Here is a 21,483-nt window from a genome sequence, read left to right as displayed (position 1 = left end):
TTTTTTATGCCGCTTCTATAGAGACAATCCAGACAAAAGCTCCCTACTCCACCAACCCCAAGCAGAATGATTTTGGCATCTTCAAGCTTTTTAAAATCCTCTTGCAAAAGTAATTTTATGCGACTGTATTGTGGCATTTTTAAAGCCAATCCTCTAATTTTTGCATACTTTTGTAAGCACTTAAATCAAGCATAATTGGCGTAATTGAGATATATCCATCACGAATAGCCTCATAATCACTCATTCCCAAATTACCACTTCGTGCCTTAAAATTCAGAGGATGCAGACCTAACCAGTAATGCTCTTCACCACGCGGATTGCGATGAATCTCTGCATCATTAGCATAAACACGATAACCAGCATAAGTAATTTTCATCTGCGCATTTGTAACTTCTGGAGGAATATTTATATTTAAAAACTCTCTATCAGGCAGGGGAAAAGCATCTTTTCGTATTTTTGTCACTATTTTTTTAATAGTATCACATGCTAAAGAAAAATCCCCATTTGGATTTGTAAAATCCATTACCTGTGAAATTGCGATGGAGGGAATATTGTGCAAGACTCCTTCCATTGCAGCTGCAGCTGTACCACTGTAAGTGATGTCTTCACCCATATTTGAACCACGATTGATTCCACTCACAACCAAATCTGGCTTTTCATCTTGAAATATCGCACTCAAAGAGAGGTAAACGCAGTCAGTAGGCGTACCATCTTCAAGTTTAAAAAAGTTCTCTTCCAAGGCAACAAAACGCAGTGGTTTGGTCAAAGTCAGAGAGTGTCCGCAGGCTGATTTTTCATTTGCAGGAGCGACAACAACAACCGTCACATCTTCAAGTTCACAAAGTGCTTTTCTTAACTGCTTTAAGCCTTTTGCATCATATCCATCATCATTTGTAACTAAAATTTTATATTTATTTTTCATAATTGTATTTTATACAAAACATCATTTACATTCGAGAAAAAAAAGTGAAAAAATTTACCTTTAATAAAATATTGTTATAATACTCTCCATTATATTAATAAGGTCAAAGAACAAAAACTCAACAATGCTGAAGAAGGAATAAAAAAAGTTAACAAGAAAAGACGAGTTTTTTTATGAATTGAGAGGTAGGGGAAATGTTATGGAATTATTTGGATTATGGAGCGAACTTGACATTCGCTCCTAAGTTATTGTAAAATTTCATATACAAAATAAAGATACTCTAAGAAGTCTCTTAATCTTTCTCGCAATAAAATCTAAAAAATTAAGGCAATCATCCATATGAGCGAAAGCACTTCATCTACACAACAACCTAAAAAAAATCCAAAAAACAATAACAACAGAAAAAACAATAATTCAAGAACACATACACCTGTAAAAGGTTCAAGTGTTGAAGAGCTCCGTACTAAAAGTATTGGTGATCTTGTTGATATGGCAACGAAACTTGGTGTTGAACATCCAAATGAACTTAAACGTCAAGATGTTATTTTTGAAATTCTAAAAGCACAAACTGCACAGGGTGGATTTATCCTCTTTAGTGGTATTTTAGAAATTATGCAAGATGGATATGGTTTTATCCGTTCTATTGATCAAAGTTTCAATGAAAGTATTAATGATGCGTATGTGTCAAATACACAGATAAAACGCTTTGCTCTTAGAAATGGTGATGTCGTAACTGGTCAAGTAAGACCGCCAAAAGATCAAGAGCGCTATTATGCCCTTATTAAAATAGAAGCGGTAAACTCACTTCCACCTGAAGAGAGTAAAAAACGTCCACTTTTTGAAAACTTAACACCGCTTTATCCAACAGAACAGCTAAAATTAGAGTATCGAGAAAAAGGGCTAACTGGTAGAATGTTAGATCTTTTTTGTCCTATTGGAAAGGGACAGCGTGGACTTATCGTTGCACCTCCAAGAAGTGGTAAAACAGAACTTTTAAAAGAGATTGCACATGGAATTACAAAAAACCATGCTGAAGTTGATTTAATGGTTCTGCTTGTTGATGAACGTCCTGAAGAGGTTACAGATATGGAACGTTCAGTCAAAGGTGAAGTCTATAGTTCAACTTTTGATATGCCAGCAAAAAACCATGTAAAAGTAGCAGAGATGGTTATAGAAAAAGCAAAACGCCGTGTTGAGCTTGGTCGTGATGTTGTCATTTTACTCGACTCTATTACTCGTCTTGCTCGTGCATACAACACAGTGACTCCATCAAGTGGTAAAGTACTCTCTGGTGGTGTTGATGCAAATGCACTACACCGTCCTAAGCGTTTCTTCGGTGCTGCACGTAACATTGAAAATGGTGGTAGTCTTACCATAATTGCCACGGCCCTTGTAGATACTGGAAGCCGTATGGATGAAGTCATCTTTGAAGAGTTTAAAGGTACTGGAAATATGGAAGTGGTTCTCGATAGAAAAATAGCTGAGAGACGCATATTCCCTGCCATTGACATTCTTAAATCTGGTACGCGTAAAGATGAACTTCTCATCGGTCCTGAAGTATTACAAAAAGTATTTATTTTACGTCAAATGCTCCATAAACAAGACAATGAAGTAGAAGCACTTAAATTTATTTACAACACAATGGGCAAAAAAGCGACAAATGAAGAGTTTCTTTTAAGTATGAACGCAGACAAATAGTTAGCATTTTTAGCTAACTATTTTTTATCGATCTTTCAGTATTACATCCACAATATCATCTGCAAGCATAATTCCTGTTTTATAAAGTAACTGTGTATTAGCATCTTTTAGTATCAAAGTTGTAGGCACTTGCTCAATCAAAAATCTATATAACAATCCCTCACTAACTCCAGCATCAATATCTAAAATAGAGACTTTAGGAACTCTCTCATGTACTTCTGAAAGTTCATACTCCATAATTTCACATGAGTCACAAAATGTTGAAGCAAACTTCAAAATAACAGTATGCTCTTTTGCAAGTTCAGCGGCTAAAACTGTATCAAAATTCTCTTCATCAACTTCTATAAATGGCATAACTACTCCTTTAATTGATTAACACTTTTTTTAAATTCATTCCCACGCTCTACAAAATTTTTATACTCATTAAAACTTGAAGCAGCAGGAGAAAACAGAACTACATTTGTAGAGACATTATATGCTTTTTTTATGCTCTCTTGCAAGTTATTCATCAAAAAAAGATTTTTTTCTTCTAAAGTATTACTTAATTTAGTATATATCTGCTCTCCCGTATCTGAAAAAAGAATAATATTTTGAACCTCACTCGTTTGTAAAAATCTTACGAGTTGCTCATAGTTTACGCCTCTATCATTCCCTCCAATTATGACACTATCAACATTTTTCAACATTTTAATAGCCGCAATTGTCGCTTCTGGAATGGTAGAGATAGAGTCATTTACAAAACTTATGCCCTTAACTTTTTTTACAAATTCCAAGCGGTGTGGAAGTGTCTCAAACGCAGCAATAGTCTGCATATAAACACTATTGTCTATATTTAACACCAGAGCTAATCTCTCTGCAATTTGAAGCGTTGCTTGGTGCAAATAGCCTCTCTCCAGAGTAAATTCCGGCTCAAACTCTACTTTTGCACCATAAACATTATAAGCAAAGCGGCTTTTAATCAGTGCTGCGTTTAGATATTGACTCTCATCTTCTAAATTGTATATAAAAATATCATCTTCACTCTGATGGCTAAAAATATTAAACTTCGCCTCATAATAATCTTTTAAATCTCTATAATAATCCAGATGTTCTTCAAAAAGATTTGTCAAAACTGCAATGTGCGGTGAATAGGAAATATGATGGAGTTGGTGTGAGGAGAGTTCCATCACTATTTTTGTATCTGCATTTATTTGTGCTATTGCATCAAGAGGGCTTATACCTATATTTCCACACAATAAGGCACTTTTTCCTGCATTTACAAGCATTGAATGAACAAGTGTTGCAAGCGTTGATTTTCCCTTTGTGCCTGTTATACCTATAATTTGCGCGGAGAAATGTTTCAAAAACAGTTCTGTAATAGAGGTAAAATTATAATCCGCATAAGAGATACCAAGAGTATAAAGAGAGATACCAGGAGATTTTATCACAATATCTACGCCATCCAACTTTTGAAGATACTCTGCATCATCTGAGTAGTTTTTATCGACAATTACTATGTTGGCATTTGGCAAATACTCTTTTGCAAAAGCGTGAAAAGATTTTCCCTCCACACCATAACCAAATATAGCAATTTTCTTATACCGCTCTAAATCAGAAACTAAATTTTGCAACATATTTTTTGAGTACCTCTTTAAATTTTGGTGGAAGATTATTGTTTGCGTCATAATCCACACTCAAATCATAATCCATCTCTTTTGGTTTATAATTTTTAAGCAGATAAGGAAGCTCTTCTCTCTTGTATGTGGCATATTTTTTACTAAGTGCATAGTTTACCTCATCATAAGTCCCCACACACTCAAAAGGTTTGAGTGCATCACTTTGACTCAAACCATCAAAAAGCTCTTGCAAAGATGCATCATCAAGCATATCTTTAGCAAATATTTTTTGTAAAGTCACATCATCTATGTAGTTACAAAGCATGATATAGGTAAAGAGACACTTGGGACACTTCCCGCACCATTCGTTGCGTTTACTTCCAACATTACAACTTCTAAAATCAAAGAAATGCTCCTTAGCCACCTCGGCAAAGAGTTTTGCTATATGTATCTCATCAAGAGGGCGTAAAAAGCTAAAATACTCCACATCATCTGTAATGAAATTTGAAATATACCATCTAAAATCATCTTCAAATTCTATTGATTTTGAATATTGATGGTTAATTTTTTGTCCGTTATAGATTATGTTTTCTTCATTTGCACTTGACTCATTTGAGAGGACAATATAGCGTGTTTCATAGAGAAGTCCAAGCCAGATAGAGATAAATCCAACAATAGAAGAAAAAGGTATATGTCCATTTAAGTAACCACTATTGTTAAAAGCAAAAATCTGTTTTAAATCAAGTTCACGCTCTAATTCTATTGCATTTAAAGGATGAGCATCAAGCACTTTCTTTGAAGCCACAATGGGATTCATAGAGAACATCAAAGAGTCAGCAAATGCCTCTTTTAGTAGTTCATAACTCACAAGAGAGTCTTTTCCTCCACCTATTGGAATGATGTTATTCTCTTGCGTTTGGAGAGATATTTTTTGAAATGGCTCTGCATCTGCTGTTATAAAATTAACAAGAGTATCTTCTGTTACTGCAATATTATTACAATAAATAAACTCCCCTAATCCATTAAAATATAATTTAGAAAACCATTTTTTCTGCTCTTCATTCAGTGAGCCACACTCGATCACAAAATCCTTTGGAGCGGCAATTTTATAGTAACTAATCGCTTCTGCTAAACCAATATGAAAAACTATATTTTGCATAGCAAACGCAGTTGTCATTTTTTCATCTTTTTTCAGTTTCAAGCGATGGTGAAAATCACTCACTCTTGCTGCTTCATGCAACCGATAGTGGAACTCCAGAGTAATGTTTTGTCTATCTTCTTTTATTTCATACGATTTATAAACAAATTTATTGTTTTGTGCTCTTAATTCATTAAATTTTTTCATATCTGCCATTTTTGAGTTTTGTTCGCCAATTATAGTATTTTTTAACTCTATAAATGCTAAAATCACCAGAAGAAAACAAGGGAGACGACACTTGCAAGAAGCACATGAAGTATTGGCTAGAAAATACCGCCCAACTAATTTTGATGAACTCATTGGGCAAGAGACCATAGCACAAACACTCTCTTTGGCACTCGATGCAAACCGACTCTCTCATGCTTACCTTTTTTCAGGACTTCGAGGGAGTGGAAAGACTTCTACTGCTCGTATTTTTGCAAAAGCCCTGATTTGTGAAGAGGGAGTAAGCCACCAGCCTTGTGATAAGTGTTCTAACTGCGTTATGGCAAAAGAAAACCGCCATATGGACATCATTGAGATGGATGGAGCAAGTAGCCGTAAAATCGACGATATACGTGACCTTATAGAGCAGACAAAGTATAAACCTGCCGTTGCACGCTACAAAATCTTCATCATTGATGAAGTCCATATGCTTACAAAAGAGGCTTTTAATGCCCTGCTTAAAACTCTTGAAGAGCCGCCTGAATATGTAAAATTTATTTTAGCAACAACAGACCCTCTTAAACTTCCAGCGACAATTTTAAGCCGCACACAGCACTTTAGATTTAAAAGTATCGCAACAAATAAAATAGTCGAGCATATTGCCCATATTTTACAGCTTGAAGAGATTGCTTATGAGATTCCTGCTTTAGAGATTTTAGCGCGTAGTGGAAAAGGAAGTCTTCGAGACACCCTCACCCTGCTTGACCAAGCCATCATATACTCTAAAAATCATGTAGATGTTGCTACAGTTACCGATATGCTCGGACTTGTTGATCCAAAATTCATTAGTGAGCTTTTTGATGCTGTCTTTGCAAAAGATTATGCAAAACTTGTAGAGTACACCAAAATACTGGAAGATTATGAGAGTGAAATGGTTGTTGATGAGCTTATTGCCTACCTCAAAGAGAAAATGTATAACCAAGATGCCCTCTTCTCCACCTTGGTACTTGAGCGTTTTTTCAGGATTTTAAGCGAATCCAAATACCTCTTTAGTATAAACGCAGATGGTTCGTTTGTACTCTCTATGATATTTTTCAAAATGATAGAAGCACTTAAAATCCGTGAAATTGACCAAATGATAGAATCATTCCAAAAAAATATTACGCGTCCTGAGATTGCAGTGCCTGCAGAAAAACCTGCCACCATAAAAGTGCAAGCAACTACACCAGAGATGGGTGGAGCTGTTGCAAAAATAGAAGAGCCTATTAAAAAAATAGAAGAACCGGTAGAAGAGGTGCGCCCAGCAAAAGAAATTGAACAAACACCAGAGGGTTTAGAGAAGTTTGAAAAACTCATAGCAAAAATTCAAGATAGAAATTATGAACTTGGAGAGTGTTTTAAAAACAACATCCACTATGTTTCATTTGCAGACAATACCCTTACATGGGAGAGTTGTGCAGATGAGAGTTGTAAAAAAGCTCTTAAGCATGGCTACTCTGTCATAAAACAACTTGTACGAGAAGTGTTTAGTTTTGAGACAAAAATTAAAGGTGTTGCCTGCTCCCAAGAAAAAGTAGAAGAAGCAAAAACAGTAGAGAAAAATATTTCAGGAGATCAAAGTGGTTCAACACTTGGCGATATTGAAATAGGTGGTGGAGCATCATGTGTTGCAGGTTGTAATGAGCCTTCAGTTGTCGATGAAATCAATGGTGATGACATCACAAAAGAGCCAATGGTTCAAAAAGCCATAGAGATGTTTGAAGCAAGAAAAGTTACCGTGCAATCAAAGATTTAAAGCCATCTTTAATCAAAAAAAATCTCACTGCAACAGATACTCTCTTTGTAGCAATACTCTAAGAGTGCAACATAAGGTGTTGCATTACGCTTTTTAATTGTTGCAAATTTCGACTGCGATATATTTAAAAGTGCTGCTACATCTTTATCGTATATGCGTTCTTTCTTATCTTTAGCTTCTATCCGCTCTTTTAAAACAACAATAATCTGACGAAAATCTCTCATCTTCACTCCTTAAAAGTGAAAATATATAGCAAAAAAATGAAAAGTGTAAAAAATATGTCAATTTGGTATTATTTTTTCTCTTTTTTCTTTAAGCGTTTTACCAAATTTTTAAAAATAAGCGCTATTTTTAAAAATTCTGTATAGTGCTGTATTTGTATGATTGCCTCATAGTTTTTGTTATTTATGGCTTGCATATACTCACTAAGATGTTGCACATCCTCCAGCAAAGTATCACTTAATCTTTTTATATATAAAAAAGCAACAGTGCCAAGCATTACAAAGGCAATGAGTATTTCAGCCCAAATAGTATTGTAAGAGTCCATGATGAGAATAATATTGTCATGTTGGGGATTTAACTGTGATAGGAGTAAATCTTTTAGTAAAAAATATGCTAAAGAAAAGAGTACAACAAAGACCCCTACAAGCGTAAAGAAAAACTTCTTATATATCTCTTTTTTTAAATTTAACAAAGTTTGTAACCCACCCCTCGCACTGTCTGTATATACTCTTTTGTTTTATCGGGGTCTATCTTCTCTTTGAGTCTGTTTATGGCTACATTAACTGTTTTATACTGGTAGTTTTCACTATCTCCCCAAACACTCTCAAGCAAATAATCTCGCTCAAGTACATTATGTTTATTTCTTATAAACTCACAAAGTAGATCAAATTCAAGCTTTGTAACATCTACATTTTCTCCTGCCACACTCACTGTTCTACTACCATTGTCAAGTAGTAAATCTCTATAAGTTAATGTCTCAGCAGAGCATTTATTTGAAGTGCGTTTTAGTAAAGATTTAACACGTAAAAGCAACTCTTTCATATTGAAAGGTTTTGTGATGTAATCATCGGCACCTTTTAAAAAGCCCTCCTCTATATCTTCATCTGCATCTTTTGCGCTTAAAAATATAACGGGCACATCAACGCCATCTTCACGCAATGCACCAACAAATTCACTCCCCTCCACTCCAGGGAGATTTCTATCCATAATCAATAGGTCAATATCTTCTTCTTCTAAAATCTGCACGACTGTTTTGGTATTTAAAAAACCAATGGTTTCATAACCCTCTTTTTGTAAATTGTATTCCAAAAGTTCTAGTAAATCTTCTTCATCTTCTACAATAACTATATTTGCATCCATAATTTTTAACTGCCTATATTGAATTTTCTTATTATATAAGTTTTTTATAAAAATAATGCTAAAATGAGAGTAAATAAAAGTATGGGAGGTTAAAGATGTTTGTATCGTCATATAATACTTATCTAAGTGCCTCTCATGTAGAGGCAAATAGATCACAGAAAAAAGAGGAAAGTTTTTCTCTTAAAAAAGAGAAAATAGCTCCTACAGATTTACCTGCAAAATTTGCAGAAGTAAAACTCCCTGTGAGTTATATTTCACAATTTAAAGTGTTGCGAAATCAACAAAAATTACAAGAGCAAACGCAGCAGTCTCAAAAAACAAAATTTACAAAAGTTACTACTCTTAAAAATGCGCAAGTAGCTTATAGCGAAAATTCTACCATGTTCCCACGATTAAGAAAACCTAAGGTTCCTCTTGGACACATACAAAGTAGTTTTGTAAGCAATGCAAGTATAAAACAAAATGCACTAAATACTTATATAGCTAACGACAACTACTACAAAGTAACTGCTTAATATTCTTCTATCCATGCCTCTGTTTTTATAACCCTGCCATCATCAAACTGTTTGATTTTAAACGCAGCGCTACATTTACCATCGGCAATATCTAAAACAGCCATTTGCAGAATTTTTTTACACTTTTTAGGAATGTCATAATGCCCTTTTAATCCTGTTAAAAACTGCTGAAGTGGCACTTTTGCATCCATACCAATGACATTATCTCTACATCCAGTCAAACCCATATCACTCATATAAGCCGTACCATTTGCAATTTGAAAATCATCTGTCGATACATGAGTATGCGTTCCAATTATAGCACTTACTTTCCCTTGCATCAACATCATCATTCCACGTTTTTCACTCGTTGCTTCTGCATGAAAATCGACAAATATATTCTTAACACCCTCTTTATATAACTCTTCTACTGTAGTCTCAGCACAACGAAAAGCATTATCACAATATGGCATAGAGTAGTGTCCCATAAGATTTAAAACAGCTAGTTTTTCACTCCCAACAGCATAAACCTTACATCCTGTTCCTGGCACTCCCTCTGGATAATTATGAGGTCGAAGTATTTCATGAGAATCAAAAAGAGGTAAAATATCTTTTTTATCCCAAGTATGGTTACCGCCACTCATTACATCAATACCATAAGAGAAAAGTTCATTACAGTTTTTTAGCGTCAAGCCAAAACCATGTGAAGCGTTTTCATAATTTGCAATAACAAAGTCAATATTCTCTTTCTCTTTTATCTCTTGTAAATATTTTTTGAGCATATCACGCCCCGGACTTCCTACAATATCTCCTACAAATGCTATTCTCATACAACCATCTTCATATTTTTTCGCAATTATAGCTAAAGTTGGGCAACTACTTTTTCTATTTTTTCTATTGGTTCAGGTCTTGCAAAATAGTAACCTTGGAAATAGTGACAACCATACTCTTTTAACTTTTCAAAATGTTCTTTTGTCTCTACACCCTCAGCAATAACATCAAATTTAAAAGCTTTACCTAAGTTTATAATACTCTGCACAATAATTTTATCTGCTTCATTTTCTAACATTCCAAAAATAAAACTCTGATCAATCTTTATCTGATTTACTGGTAAATATTTTAAATACTGTAAAGAAGAGTAACCAGTACCAAAATCATCAATAGAGATCTGAATATCTAACTCTCTAAGTTTTTGTATCTTTTGTACCATCGTTTCAAAATCATTAGATAAAAGTGACTCTAATATTTCAATTTTTAATTTATTATGAGGAATATCATATTTTTTAATACATCGTTGAACAATATCTAAAAAATCATCTTGAGCAAACTGTCTTGTACTTACATTTACAGCTAAAACCCAATCTTTTGTCTTAGAATTTTCTTGCCAAAGAGAGAGTTGCTTACAAGCATTTTCTAACACCCATGTGCCAACATCAAAAATCAAATTGCTACTCTCAACAATAGGTATAAATTTAAAAGGAGCTAAAAAACCAAGTGTTGGATGATTCCATCGTATAAGTGCCTCAGCACCAAAGTAAGAGCCATCATCTCTATTTTGTAATTGATAAAATAGTTCAAATTGATTCTCTTTAACTGCTACTAATAAATCATTATAAATATCTAAATTTTCTTGTGCTTTTTTCTCTATCTCTTTACTATAAAAAGAGAACTTTTTTTCCTCTTTTTTAGCATTTTGTAAAGCACCATCTGTCTGTTGTAGAATTTCAGAAGCAGATGTTAAATTTTTAGAATAAACATTTGCACCAACATGAATTGCAATATTTAACTCTTCACCATGAACATAAAAAGAGTTTGAGACAATACCATTGAGACGATTTAACATATCTTCTACTTTTTGTATTGCATACTCTTTATCATCTGAAACATTTCTATAACAAATCAAAAATTCATCTATCCCAATTTTTGCAATCAAAGTTACATCTCTAAACTCTTTTTGTAATGATCTTGCTAAAAGTTGTAAAACAGTATCACCAATTTCATGCCCATAAAGATCATTCAAAACTTTAAATTTATCTATATCTACGCAAAGCATTATATGCCACTCTTTTAAAGTTTTATAATCAATCTGCTTTTGTAATGATTTTATAAATAAATCTTTATTTGGCAGACCAGTTAAAGAATCATACTCTCTAAGATACTCTACTTTTTTATCAGCTTCTTCTTTCTCTTTTAATGAGTTTTGTAAACTCTCAAGCATAATATTTATCTCTTCATAAAGTTTACCAAACTCATCATCTTCTGTAATCTCTATACGCCTATCAAGAAAAGCATCTAACTCAACTCCTTCTAAAAAATTTATAAGTTTTAAGATTGGATTTGTAAATTTTTTAGCATAGAATGAAGCTAAAACAGACGATAAAAGGACAATAAAAAGATAAAATAGAACTAATGGCAATAGATATTTTTTAAAAATATTAAAAAAGGTCATGTGTTGCAATTTCATTCGAATACAACCAAAGTTGTTTCCAGAATAGTGTATAGTTGTACTTGAAATAAGAGTCTCACCTACTATCTTATACCCTTGTTTTTTACATTTGCCGTCAGGAGTAAAACTTTTACCATTTTTGCTATACTGATATATTGCACTACCATTATTTTTATAGACTACGGCAGATTTCAACATTTTAAATGATTGTAATTTAGTAGTAATATCTGCAGCAACAGAAACATTATTTAAAAAAATAAGTTTTGCTAAATCTTGAGATATAACGACACCTATGGTCTCTGTAAGTTTTTGTGTTCTTCTATCTTCATGTTTTACATAGATAATTACAAAAACAAAATAAGATATAAAAAAGACTAAAGATGTAACACTCAGTATAATTTTCGCTAATTTTCTTTTAATAGAACCACTATAATTCTTTGTTTTCATAACTATTTCGCTACAGGAAGATTAGAATCATTTCCCCACTCCAACCAAGAACCATCATATACAGAAGCATCATAGCCTAATTTTTTTAAGACTAAAAAATTAAGTGCTGCATCTGCCCCATCTTCGCAGTAGAGTATGATTTTTTTATTTTTTGGTAAGTTTTTATATAGTTTTTTAAGCTCTTTAATTGATTTCATTCCACTACCATTCACATCATAACTTAATGAACCTGGATAATTTAATGCAGTAGGAATATGCCCAAATCTTTTTGCATGAGATTTTAAGCCATTATAAAATGAGGCAGGTCTTCCATCTATAATTACATCTCTTTTTATTGCAAGCATTGTGCTTAATTTTGTCTGCATGACTTTATTGTTAATTCGTGGTATGAAATTTGTAGGCTTCGCTTTATATATTTTTTTACTTATTGGAAGTGTTCCTTTTTTCCAGTTGCCATATCCAACTTTAAGTAAACCAACCTCATTATGACCTAAAACTTTACTAATCCAAAAAAATCTAGCAGCCCAAATTAGTTCATTATTTCCATAAACCACAACTTTACTTCTGTTGTCAATACCTGCATTGCTAAATGCCTTTTGTAAAAAGTCCAACTTTGGCATTTTATATTGATTTTTTGTATCAAATAGATATTGAAAAGTAGGTAGGTTTACAGCTCGTTTAAGATGCCCCTGCTTATAAAGGGAAGGCTTTCTTACATCAATAATAACCAAATTTGGATTAGAGTAATTCTGACTTAGCCATTTTACAGAGACAAGTGATGGCATCGCAAAAAGAGACGATGAGAGTAGTAAATAAAGGATAATGTGAAATTTTAAAAACTTCATTGTACCCCCCCCCCCTTTTTTTTAAGTTTTTAGCTTACTATTTTCTTAAATAAACCAATGTATTTTTGATAATATCATCATCATCCTTACTATCAGCTTTGATTGTCTCTTTTGCATCATTCAAATAAGTAAAAGTAATATTTTGCCCATAATTTGAAATAGATTTTATCTTTTTATCAATAGCTAAAAGTTTAATGACCATAAGTTCAAAAAACTGTTTTGTAGGAGTATCGATTTCAGTAAATCTATCGATTACCTCCTCTTCAATTTCATAAATTTCTATGGCACTCTCAGCCTGAGAAAGTCGTCTATATATATCTAAACGCAGCCTGTCTTCTTGAATAACCATATCACTAACATAAGCCGAAATAGTAAGTTTAATATCTACTTTAGCACGCTGCGTTTGAGTGGTATTACTCAAATCTTTGATGGCATCTTCAAGCATTCTCAAGTAGAGTGAATAGCCTATATTTTTTATATGCCCACTTTGAGCATCTCCAACAAGGTTTCCTCCACCACGAATCTCTAAATCATGATGAGCTAAAACAGAACCAGAACCTAAAAATGAGTTTGATTCAAGTGCTAAAAGACGCTTTTTTGCCTCATCAGTAAGAGCCTCTTTATTTGGCACAACAAAATAGGCAAAACCTTCATAGCTGCCACGCCCAACGCGTCCACGAAGTTGATGCAGGTCTGCTATACCAAATCTATCTGCACCATCAACAATAATGGTATTTACACGAGGCATATGAATACCACTCTCAATAATGGAAGTTGCTATCATCAAGTCATATTCACCCGCTTCAAATTTCAAGAGCTCTTTTTCTGTCTGCACAGCAGAGATTTTAGAGTGTAGCATTACTATGCGTAACTCTGGCAGAAGTGCTTTTATTTCGCCCATTTTAATAGGCATATGGTCAATAGAGTTATGAACATAAAAGACCTGTCCTCCACGACGAAGCTCACGCAAAATAACCTCTTTTATAAGCTTTTCATCATACTCTTTTACAAAAGTTCTCACACCTTGTCGCTCACTTGGTGGCGTTAAAAGTTGGCTCATGGTTTTTATGGAACTAAGCGCTTGATTGAGTGAACGAGGAATTGGTGTTGCTGACATTGAGAGCAGATGCACATTATGGTACAGTTCTTTTATTTTCTCTTTTTGTTTAACACCAAATTTATGCTCTTCATCGATGATAACAACACCTAGTTTTTTAAACTCCAATCCAAAAAGAGCATGCGTTCCAACAACACAATCTATCTCACCACTTGCAAGCCCTTTTATAATGGCATTTTTATCTTTTGTGCTTACAAATCTATCGAGCTTAGCATAACGAATGCCTAAATCATGGAATCTTTCATCCAAACTTCTAAAATGCTGTGCAGAGAGGAGCGTAGTAGGCACGATAAAAGCAGACTGATAGCCTGATTTATATGCCGCAAAGATAGTATTGAGTGCTACTTCTGTCTTTCCAAAACCAACATCACCACTTAAAAGTCTGTCCATAATATGCCCTGAACTAATCTGCGAAATTATCTCATCTATAGACTGCGTTTGATCATCAGTATATTCAAACCCAGAGAGTGCTTGAAACTCTTTTAAGCTCTTTTTATCGAGTGAAATTTTTGGTGCTTTTATAAGTGCGCGTGCAGCAGCAGTATTTACAATTTGCCCAGCAATTTCAAGGAGACGTTTTCGCACTGTTGCTTTAAGTTTTGCAAAGCTTCCTTTACCTAGTCTATCTAAAACAGGGGTACTTCCTCCTCCCGCTATATAACGGTCTATAAAGTCAAGATTTTCAACAGGTAAAAGAATTTTATCATCACCAATATATTTTATGACAATAAAATCTTTCACGCCGCCAAGAATTTCAGTCTGCTCTATCTTTTCAAAAATCCCCACTCCATAATCTTCATGAACAACATAATCCCCTGCTTTTAAATCATCAAGTAAAATGGAGCTTTTTCTTCTACGGCGTTTTTTATCTGGCTTATTCAGAGATATAACAAGTGCATCATCTGTAATGATATTTAAAATATAAGGCGCAGTAATAACATTTATGTTCTTTGTATCATAAATTCCTGCCTGTTTGAGTGTCGCTGCGTTTGCAGCAATAATGGTAATCTTTTTATCTTTATGCACTTTAATGAGCTGCTCGGCATTAGCTACAACAAGCTCTTTTACACTCTCATTCTCTTCTAATTTTTCAAGTTCAAAACTCTCCCGTGAAAGCTGAGGATTGTTAATTCCATAAGCATCTTTTAAAACATTTTGTAAATCTCTTACAAGCTTACTCTCTTTACCTGCTAAAAAATTTTCACTCATATCATCAAGATGCCAAAATCCCAAAGAAGCTACATCTTTGTTGAGTGCATCAAATTCGCTATGCTCAATTTTTTCATTAAGAGCATTAAACGCAGTCTCATCAAGAGAGTAAAAAGCACTGCGTATTTCGACCTCTTCAAGGTCATCACCCAAAGTACGTTGCGTTTCAAGTGCAAACTCTTTGATCTGCTCTATTTCATTGTCAAAAAGAGAGATACGAACAGGATTTTTTGAAGAGGGGACATAGATGTCAATAATATCGCCACGAAAAGAGATCTCTCCCTCAACCTGTACCATATCAACAAATGTATATCCCCAAAATAGCATCTGCTCTTTAAACGCATTCATGTCAATCTCTGTGCCAAACTCTAAACTCGTAGCACCAAGTATTTCCTCTTTTGGAAGATGAAAGAGTAGCGTCTTTAGAGGTGCTATAACAAGAGGTTTTTTCTTCGCAGAGTAGTAGCTTCGCAATGCAAAAAAAAGCTCGTGAAGTTCCTCTTTATATGAACGTAAATCATCCCCATAAGAGGGACGAAAATCAGGAAAAACAACAACATCTTTTTTAAAATATTTTGCTACTGTCTCTAAAGAAGCTGCCTCTTTTGCATCCTCGCAAATAAGTACTTCTAAAGGTGACTCTTTTTTGTATGTATTAAAATAATTATATAAAATTGCTTGTGACATAAAATTTATCTACCTATTCTTTAACTATTTGAATCTTACTCATAGCTTCAAAAACTGACTGCCATGGTACTTTTTTCTCTTTTTCAAATATCTGATTGTAATTTTTTTGTGTCCATTTAATAAACCAATAAGCATTTAAAGGGCGCTGTAAAAATCGTATTTCATAATGTAGATGAGGGCCATTGCTCATACCAGAATTACCAGTATAACCTATGAGCTTCCCTTTCTCAACAAATTGCCCAGATTTGACAACTACTTTGCTCAAATGTCCAAAATAGGTTTTAAATCCATAAGAGTGTGCCAATATAATAAGATTTCCAAATCCACTGCGTTTATGATAACCTGACCACTCAACAATACCATTGGCAGTTGCATAAATTGGAGTATGCAACTTAGCTTTTAGGTCAGTTCCCTTATGAAACTCTCTTTTATGTGTAATAGGATTAATCCTATAACCAAATTTACTCGTTATTCCATGATATGGCACAGGAGAACCACTTGGAATAAGTTCTAAAAGTGTTGCACGCTCTTTAGAAGTAAGTTTTGTACTGTTTACACGTTCGAGTAAATCAGCATTTGCAATTGGTTTGAGTCCCATCAACTCTTCTATCTCTGTAAGAGAGTCAGAAACTGCTTCAAGTTCTTCTTTTTTTGCCTTAAGACTCTTTTTTGTTTTTTGCATACTTGCTTGGAGTAGCAGATCTTCTGCTTGCAAATTTTTATAAGCTTTTTCTACATCTGCTCTTTTTGCACTGATTTTATCAACACTATAATTAAGATATAAAATCGTACCAACCGCCATTAATCCTATGCTAATAAGAAGTGCCAACAGATAAAAAAAGAACTTTTTAAGTAATTTATGGACATTGAACTTCTTCACTCCATTTTCATCGTGAATCGTAATTGTGAAATGCTTATCCATTATAATAACTCCTTAAAAAAGTCTCTGCCACACTAAAAGAGCCAAAAACCAAATACTCTTGTGTTGGATCTATAGAGCTAAAATCACTATGTTTCATCCCTAGGTCACTAAGCGTCCCTTTTAAGAGAGAAGACTCTTCGATTCTCTCTTCATTAACTGCAATGATTTCGACCTCTTCAACAATAGGCTTTAAAATTCTCAAAATCTCTTTATAGTTTTTATCGCGATAGCTATTGTAAACAAGTCTGTATTTCTTCCCTTGTAGTGCCTTTGCAATAGAGCTTGCCGCCAAAGTATTGTGTCCTACATCAAGGTAAATATTTTCATTTAATTTTGAGAGTCTTCCAAAAAGTTTTGCATGAAAAAAATTCTTAGCTTCATAAACAATACCTAAAAATTTCAATGCGGCAATGGCAAGTTTGAGATTATCTTGCAAATATTTGGCAAGTCCAAGCTCTTTTGTAATATGAGTGATTTTTTTCTCATCTGCTGCGTTTAGATACTCGGAAAATGAAACAATTTTAAGAGACTTTTTTGCTGCAATCTCTGCTGCAACGATATAAACCTCTTTATGAGGTTGCAAAGCTAAAATAGCGGCAGAATTGACTGCATTTAACTTTGTAGTAGCTATCTCTTTTATACTTGTACCCAAAAAAGCTTCATGATCAAAATCTATTGGTGTTACTAAAGTAAGTATATTATCAAATACAGCAGTCGCATCATACTCTCCGCCCAAACCAGCTTCAAGCACTACATAATCGCACTCTTGATAACACAAAAGTGCTATAAGAGTCGTGTACTCAAAATAACTCAAAGCATCTGCATCTTCTAAAGAGAGCAGTTGGAGCAACTCTTTATGCGCTTTATCTAGCTCTGGCGTGGCAATATTTTTGCCATTACACCAAATGCGTTCGTTAAATTCTAAAATATGTGGAGAAGTATAGTGACCAGTAGAGAAGCCAAGAGAGTAGAGAGCAGCAGCCAAGAAGCGTCCTGTTGTCCCTTTTCCATTTGTACCGACCAGGTGAATAATTTTAGGAATTTTTACTCTATTTTTAATCTTTGCATAAATTCTAGGCATACGAGTATAGTCAATTTCATCATAATAGAGTGGTTTATTTTCTAAAAAATTTTCTAACACAACTATTTTTTATACTCCACGCGGTTTCTACCTTCGTGTTTTGCTTTATAGAGATACTCATCTGCAGAATTAATCGTAGCTTCTGCTGAAACATGATTTTTTCGCTCACTTACTCCAGCACTTATGGTCACTTTTATGCGTTTACCTTTATAAACAAAACGGGCTTTTTGGACATGCTCTCTTGCTTTTTGGGCAAAAGTTACACCCCCTTGTATATCGGTATCGCTTAAAATCGCCAAAAACTCTTCTCCACCAAAACGCCCTACTATATCAACTGTTCTTGAATCATTTTTAAGTATTTTTGCAACAGCAGATAAAATAGCATCACCAGCTTCATGTCCATAGTTATCATTCACTTTTTTAAAGTGATCTATATCAAACATTGCTACAGAGTAGTTACGCCCATAACGCTTAAATTCCGCCTCTTTTATCTTAATCATTTCATCAAGTGCACGTTTATTTAAAAGTTTAGTTAAAAAATCTTCTTGAGACTCTTTTTTTGCATTTTCAAGCTCTTTTTCTAAACTATTCACCCGATCACTCAGAAGTTTTACCTCCATAGAGTGACCTTTTAGTTCACTACTAAGAAGTTGCGTATTTTTTTCTAAAGCAACGGCAATAGTAAAGAGTTTTTTATGTGCAACTTTAAAGTTTGTAGTTGACTCTTCACTATAAGATTCTAACTCTTTTTTTATCTCTTGAATCTCCAAATTAGATGTATCTGAGCTCTCTATCATAGCAATTAAACGCAGAGATAATTTATCTAAAACACCATCTATTGAGCCGACCATATCTTTAACTGTTTTATTATCAAGTGCAATTCTTAGTGAAATAATCGACCGTATTTCATTTTCAATGGTATCTGATTCTAAAACAGCAGGATTATTTCTCAACTTATCACTAACAGAGGCTATTTCATCATTTACACTTGAAGCAATTGAGGGAACAAAAGAAGCTACAAGCAGTCTTGCAAGTTTTGTTAATTCATCTTCTAATTTGCTATCTTGGGATATATTTATATCTAAGCCCATAATAGTTTTACGCAAATCAGAACTATCTACTGCCCCATAGGGTTTGAGCTCTTGTAAAAATGTGTCATCATAAGTTGTAATGAAGTTCACCCATTGCTGTCGAAGAGAGTCTAACTGTTGGGGTTGTGAAGTTGACTCCATAATTTCTATGGTGCTTCGAGACAAAGAGGCTATCTCTTTATTGTGTAAAACAGCAGCAACTTGTAATATACGTTTTGTAAGGAGAATTTGAGATTCCAAAATTTTTGTACATTGTGTAGGATTTGTACGGTTAAGCTTTGTCACCACATAACGGACAAACTCTTTTATTGTTTTTATATGATAATTTCTTAAATCTGCTTGAAGATCTTTATTGAGCAATTGTATAGAACCTTCTAAATGCTCACAATCTTCCACCCTCATATTTGCTTTTTTTGCCTCTTTACAAAAAGCTTCTGCATAAAAATCAGGCGTTAATAACTTTCCCTCTGCTTTTAAGCGTTTCAAGGCATTATTAATAATTTTTTTAATCATCATCGATCTCTTCTCCTATTTTTCTATGCGAGAGCCTTCGGCTGAGACTTGCGCAATAAATGATGAAATTGCTTTAGCTGAACCAAATTTAATAGCATTAAATCTCTCTTGGTCTGTAAGTACTGCGTTTGGCGATACCGCAAAGTCATAAGTACCACGAGACATATAATGTTTTTTAATATTTTTACTTTCTCTAGTAATACGAAGCGTTATTGTAGCACGATATGCAATAACAAAACCATCCGCATTATATTGAATTGGTGCGTATGATGGTGGATTCAGCGCAATTTTCAGATGTGTATCCGCATACTTTAAGCTTGTTAATGATGTATGAAATATCTCGACAAGTGCTGCATCTACCCCATCTTTAATTACAACGGTATTTTCAGGGTCTTGTGAAGAGATAACAACATCAGTACTTATGCGATTACCAAGTACTTCTCTTGCATATTTGGAAGAGGGTCTGTATCCACATGCATTTAGTAAAACTACAACAACACTAAGCACTATAAACTTATAAAAATGTGGATAAAAGTGCAACTTAACCCTTTACAACAAGATTAACAAGTTTTTTAGGCACTACAATCTCTTTTACAAGCTCTTTGCCCTCAAGCCATTTTGCTACACTCTCTTTTGCTGCAGCCAAAATTTCATCTTTACTCGCATCTGCTGCTACTTCAATTTCGCCTCGTTTTTTTCCATTTATAGAGACACCAAGAGAGAGAGAATCTTCAACAAAGACCTCTTCAACTATCTCTTGGGGAGCAAGGTTTTTCAAATTAAAATATTTTTGAGAAATTTCCCAACATGTATGCGGAATAACAGGCTCCATAATTGCACTTAAAATCCAGTAACCTTCACTCCAAACATCTGCATTTTTCTGTGCATTGAGTGCATTCATCGCTTCCATTACACCTGCTATCATTGTGTTAAAAGTATATCGTTCATTGTAAACATCTTCTGCTCTTTGAAGTGCTTCATATACTTTTTTACGTGCAAACTTCTCCTCTTTTGATAAAGAAGCATGATTAACTTCTGGTTTGGTATCTGTTGACACAACATTGATACTTCTATCAAAAAATCTTTTTATAAACTTATAAGCACCATCAACTGCACTATCATTCCACTCTAACTCTTGTGTTGGTGGAGCTGCAAAAAGTATGAAAAGTCTTGCTGTATCTGCACCATATTTTTCTATAATAGCATCAGGATCAACAGTATTTCCTTTTGACTTACTCATTTTAGCACCATCTTTAAGTACCATTCCTTGCGTAAGCAAGTTATCAAAAGGCTCATCAAAATTAAGGTAACCTAAATCACGAAATACTTTTGTAAAAAATCGTGCATATAAAAGATGTAAAATTGCATGCTCAATCCCACCAATGTAGTGATCAACACCCATCCAGTATTTAATCTGTTCAGCAGAAAATGCCTCTTTTTCCCAATTTTGTGGTGAAGCACAAAAGCGTAAAAAATACCAGCTTGATTCTACAAAAGTATCCATTGTATCTGTCTCACGGGTAGCATCACCACCACATTTTGGACATTTACAATATTTGAATGTTGGATGATTTTCAAGTGGATTTCCTTCACCTGTTATCTCTACATCTTCAGGCAGTGCAATAGGAAGATTCTCTTTTTTCTCCATAACAAGACCACATTTGTCACAATGCACAAAAGGAATAGGAGCGCCCCAGTAACGCTGACGGCTCACGCCCCAATCTTTTAGCTTATAGTTTGTAGTCTTCTTACCAATCTTCTTCTCTTCAAACATCTCAATAATAAATTGCTGCGATTTTTGAGAATTCATACCATTAAAATCTTCAGAGTTTATAAGCTTACCTACCTCTGTAAAAGCAGTTTTTGAAAAGTCATGTTCACCTTCAAAAGGTTCTATTACTGCGTTTATTTCTAAAT

The 21,483-nt window shown here is 34.1% G+C and carries 19 protein-coding genes and 1 pseudogene; 3 read left to right on the top strand and 17 right to left on the bottom strand.

Annotated elements, in window-relative coordinates; genetic code table 11:
* Together MV589_RS10975 and surE are read right to left on the bottom strand one after the other, a co-directional pair.
* Positions 1-137: pseudogene (locus MV589_RS10975) on the bottom strand (tRNA threonylcarbamoyladenosine dehydratase); the annotation flags it as partial.
* A 2-nt stretch (positions 138-139) separates the two neighbouring features.
* On the bottom strand, positions 140-922 hold the full coding sequence (surE, locus tag MV589_RS04660) for a 5'/3'-nucleotidase SurE (RefSeq protein ID WP_297432535.1): 783 nt from the start codon (positions 920-922) through the stop codon (positions 140-142).
* A 339-nt stretch (positions 923-1,261) separates the two neighbouring features.
* Between surE and rho the strand changes: the two genes are divergently transcribed.
* Positions 1,262-2,620 (top strand): transcription termination factor Rho, encoded by a 1,359-nt coding sequence (gene rho / locus MV589_RS04655; RefSeq protein WP_297432533.1) that lies wholly within the window; start codon positions 1,262-1,264, stop codon positions 2,618-2,620.
* A 24-nt stretch (positions 2,621-2,644) separates the two neighbouring features.
* Here the strand turns inward: rho and MV589_RS04650 are convergent, their stop codons facing one another.
* The 3 genes from MV589_RS04650 to MV589_RS04640 are packed head-to-tail and all read right to left on the bottom strand — an operon-like array spanning position 2,645 to position 5,626.
* Positions 2,645-2,974, bottom strand: coding sequence for a thioredoxin family protein (locus MV589_RS04650; RefSeq protein WP_297432531.1), 330 nt, complete (start codon positions 2,972-2,974; stop codon positions 2,645-2,647).
* Positions 2,975-2,976: 2 nt separating this feature from the next.
* Positions 2,977-4,233 (bottom strand): UDP-N-acetylmuramoyl-L-alanine--D-glutamate ligase, encoded by a 1,257-nt coding sequence (murD, locus tag MV589_RS04645; RefSeq protein WP_297432530.1) that lies wholly within the window; start codon positions 4,231-4,233, stop codon positions 2,977-2,979.
* Entirely contained in the window at positions 4,211-5,626 is a 1,416-nt protein-coding gene (locus MV589_RS04640) for a MurL-like N-terminal domain-containing (protein ID WP_297432528.1), read from the bottom strand. Before MV589_RS04640 ends, murD begins: the two co-directional genes overlap by 23 nt.
* Before the next feature lie 25 nt (positions 5,627-5,651).
* On the opposite strand from MV589_RS04640, the gene MV589_RS04635 reads away from it, so the two are divergent.
* Positions 5,652-7,352 carry a DNA polymerase III subunit gamma/tau gene (locus MV589_RS04635; protein WP_297432526.1) on the top strand — a complete coding sequence of 567 codons (1,701 nt, stop codon included), beginning with the start codon at positions 5,652-5,654 and terminating at the stop codon, positions 7,350-7,352.
* A gap of 8 nt (positions 7,353-7,360) precedes the next feature.
* On the opposite strand, the gene MV589_RS04630 is transcribed toward MV589_RS04635, so the two are convergent.
* The 3 genes from MV589_RS04630 to MV589_RS04620 all read right to left on the bottom strand — a co-directional run bounded on the left by MV589_RS04630 (position 7,361) and on the right by MV589_RS04620 (position 8,714).
* The gene (locus tag MV589_RS04630; RefSeq protein WP_297432524.1) at positions 7,361-7,576 is read right to left on the bottom strand and encodes a hypothetical protein; all 216 of its coding nucleotides are present in this window, start codon (positions 7,574-7,576) and stop codon (positions 7,361-7,363) included.
* A gap of 68 nt (positions 7,577-7,644) precedes the next feature.
* Positions 7,645-8,046 carry a hypothetical protein gene (locus tag MV589_RS04625; protein WP_297432522.1) on the bottom strand — a complete coding sequence of 134 codons (402 nt, stop codon included), beginning with the start codon at positions 8,044-8,046 and terminating at the stop codon, positions 7,645-7,647.
* The gene (locus MV589_RS04620) at positions 8,040-8,714 is read right to left on the bottom strand and encodes a response regulator transcription factor (RefSeq protein WP_297432520.1); all 675 of its coding nucleotides are present in this window, start codon (positions 8,712-8,714) and stop codon (positions 8,040-8,042) included. The genes MV589_RS04625 and MV589_RS04620 overlap by 7 nt, the downstream gene beginning before the upstream one ends.
* Before the next feature lie 95 nt (positions 8,715-8,809).
* Between MV589_RS04620 and MV589_RS04615 the strand changes: the two genes are divergently transcribed.
* A complete protein-coding gene (locus tag MV589_RS04615) occupies positions 8,810-9,229 on the top strand; it encodes a hypothetical protein (protein WP_297432518.1) in 420 nt (139 codons plus the stop codon).
* On the opposite strand, the gene MV589_RS04610 is transcribed toward MV589_RS04615, so the two are convergent.
* From MV589_RS04610 to MV589_RS04570, 9 genes are all read right to left on the bottom strand, one after another.
* Complete coding sequence (locus MV589_RS04610) at positions 9,226-10,038, bottom strand: TIGR00282 family metallophosphoesterase (protein WP_297432516.1); 813 nt, start codon at positions 10,036-10,038, stop codon at positions 9,226-9,228. The two genes, MV589_RS04615 and MV589_RS04610, sit on opposite strands and share 4 nt — an antisense overlap.
* A 32-nt stretch (positions 10,039-10,070) precedes the next feature.
* Positions 10,071-12,101, bottom strand: coding sequence for a bifunctional diguanylate cyclase/phosphodiesterase (locus tag MV589_RS04605; protein ID WP_297432515.1), 2,031 nt, complete (start codon positions 12,099-12,101; stop codon positions 10,071-10,073).
* Between the two features lie 2 nt (positions 12,102-12,103).
* Complete coding sequence (locus tag MV589_RS04600; protein ID WP_297432513.1) at positions 12,104-12,946, bottom strand: sulfurtransferase; 843 nt, start codon at positions 12,944-12,946, stop codon at positions 12,104-12,106.
* A 37-nt stretch (positions 12,947-12,983) separates the two neighbouring features.
* Positions 12,984-15,959, bottom strand: a complete 2,976-nt coding sequence (gene mfd / locus MV589_RS04595; RefSeq protein ID WP_297432511.1) for a transcription-repair coupling factor — start codon at positions 15,957-15,959, stop codon at positions 12,984-12,986.
* 13 nt (positions 15,960-15,972) lie between these two features.
* On the bottom strand, positions 15,973-16,881 hold the full coding sequence (locus MV589_RS04590; RefSeq protein WP_297432509.1) for a M23 family metallopeptidase: 909 nt from the start codon (positions 16,879-16,881) through the stop codon (positions 15,973-15,975).
* Positions 16,874-18,022: a bifunctional folylpolyglutamate synthase/dihydrofolate synthase gene (locus MV589_RS04585; protein ID WP_297432507.1), complete on the bottom strand. Its 1,149-nt coding sequence runs from the start codon at positions 18,020-18,022 to the stop codon at positions 16,874-16,876. The genes MV589_RS04590 and MV589_RS04585 overlap by 8 nt, the downstream gene beginning before the upstream one ends.
* A 2-nt stretch (positions 18,023-18,024) precedes the next feature.
* On the bottom strand, positions 18,025-19,569 hold the full coding sequence (locus tag MV589_RS04580) for a GGDEF domain-containing protein (protein WP_297432505.1): 1,545 nt from the start codon (positions 19,567-19,569) through the stop codon (positions 18,025-18,027).
* A 12-nt stretch (positions 19,570-19,581) separates the two neighbouring features.
* On the bottom strand, positions 19,582-20,106 hold the full coding sequence (lptE, locus tag MV589_RS04575) for an LPS assembly lipoprotein LptE (protein WP_297432503.1): 525 nt from the start codon (positions 20,104-20,106) through the stop codon (positions 19,582-19,584).
* Position 20,107: 1 nt separating this feature from the next.
* Positions 20,108-21,483, bottom strand: a 1,376-nt coding sequence (locus tag MV589_RS04570; protein WP_297432501.1) for a class I tRNA ligase family protein, incomplete at its 5' end; no start/stop codon positions are given.

It is taken from the genome of Sulfurimonas sp. (assembly GCF_026991475.1).
Lineage (GTDB): Bacteria > Campylobacterota > Campylobacteria > Campylobacterales > Sulfurimonadaceae > Sulfurimonas.
This window is presented reverse-complemented; position numbering and strand designations above follow the sequence as displayed.

Coding starts and splice junctions, on each gene's coding strand:
- surE (WP_297432535.1), bottom strand. CDS start 922: ATGAAAAATAAATATAAAATTTTAGTTACAAATGATGATGGATATGAT.
- rho (WP_297432533.1), top strand. CDS start 1,262: ATGAGCGAAAGCACTTCATCTACACAACAACCTAAAAAAAATCCAAAA.
- MV589_RS04650 (WP_297432531.1), bottom strand. CDS start 2,974: ATGCCATTTATAGAAGTTGATGAAGAGAATTTTGATACAGTTTTAGCC.
- murD (WP_297432530.1), bottom strand. CDS start 4,233: ATGTTGCAAAATTTAGTTTCTGATTTAGAGCGGTATAAGAAAATTGCT.
- MV589_RS04630 (WP_297432524.1), bottom strand. CDS start 7,576: ATGAGAGATTTTCGTCAGATTATTGTTGTTTTAAAAGAGCGGATAGAA.
- MV589_RS04620 (WP_297432520.1), bottom strand. CDS start 8,714: ATGGATGCAAATATAGTTATTGTAGAAGATGAAGAAGATTTACTAGAA.
- MV589_RS04615 (WP_297432518.1), top strand. CDS start 8,810: ATGTTTGTATCGTCATATAATACTTATCTAAGTGCCTCTCATGTAGAG.
- MV589_RS04610 (WP_297432516.1), bottom strand. CDS start 10,038: ATGAGAATAGCATTTGTAGGAGATATTGTAGGAAGTCCGGGGCGTGAT.
- MV589_RS04605 (WP_297432515.1), bottom strand. CDS start 12,101: ATGAAAACAAAGAATTATAGTGGTTCTATTAAAAGAAAATTAGCGAAA.
- MV589_RS04600 (WP_297432513.1), bottom strand. CDS start 12,946: ATGAAGTTTTTAAAATTTCACATTATCCTTTATTTACTACTCTCATCG.
- mfd (WP_297432511.1), bottom strand. CDS start 15,959: ATGTCACAAGCAATTTTATATAATTATTTTAATACATACAAAAAAGAG.
- MV589_RS04590 (WP_297432509.1), bottom strand. CDS start 16,881: ATGGATAAGCATTTCACAATTACGATTCACGATGAAAATGGAGTGAAG.
- MV589_RS04580 (WP_297432505.1), bottom strand. CDS start 19,569: ATGATGATTAAAAAAATTATTAATAATGCCTTGAAACGCTTAAAAGCA.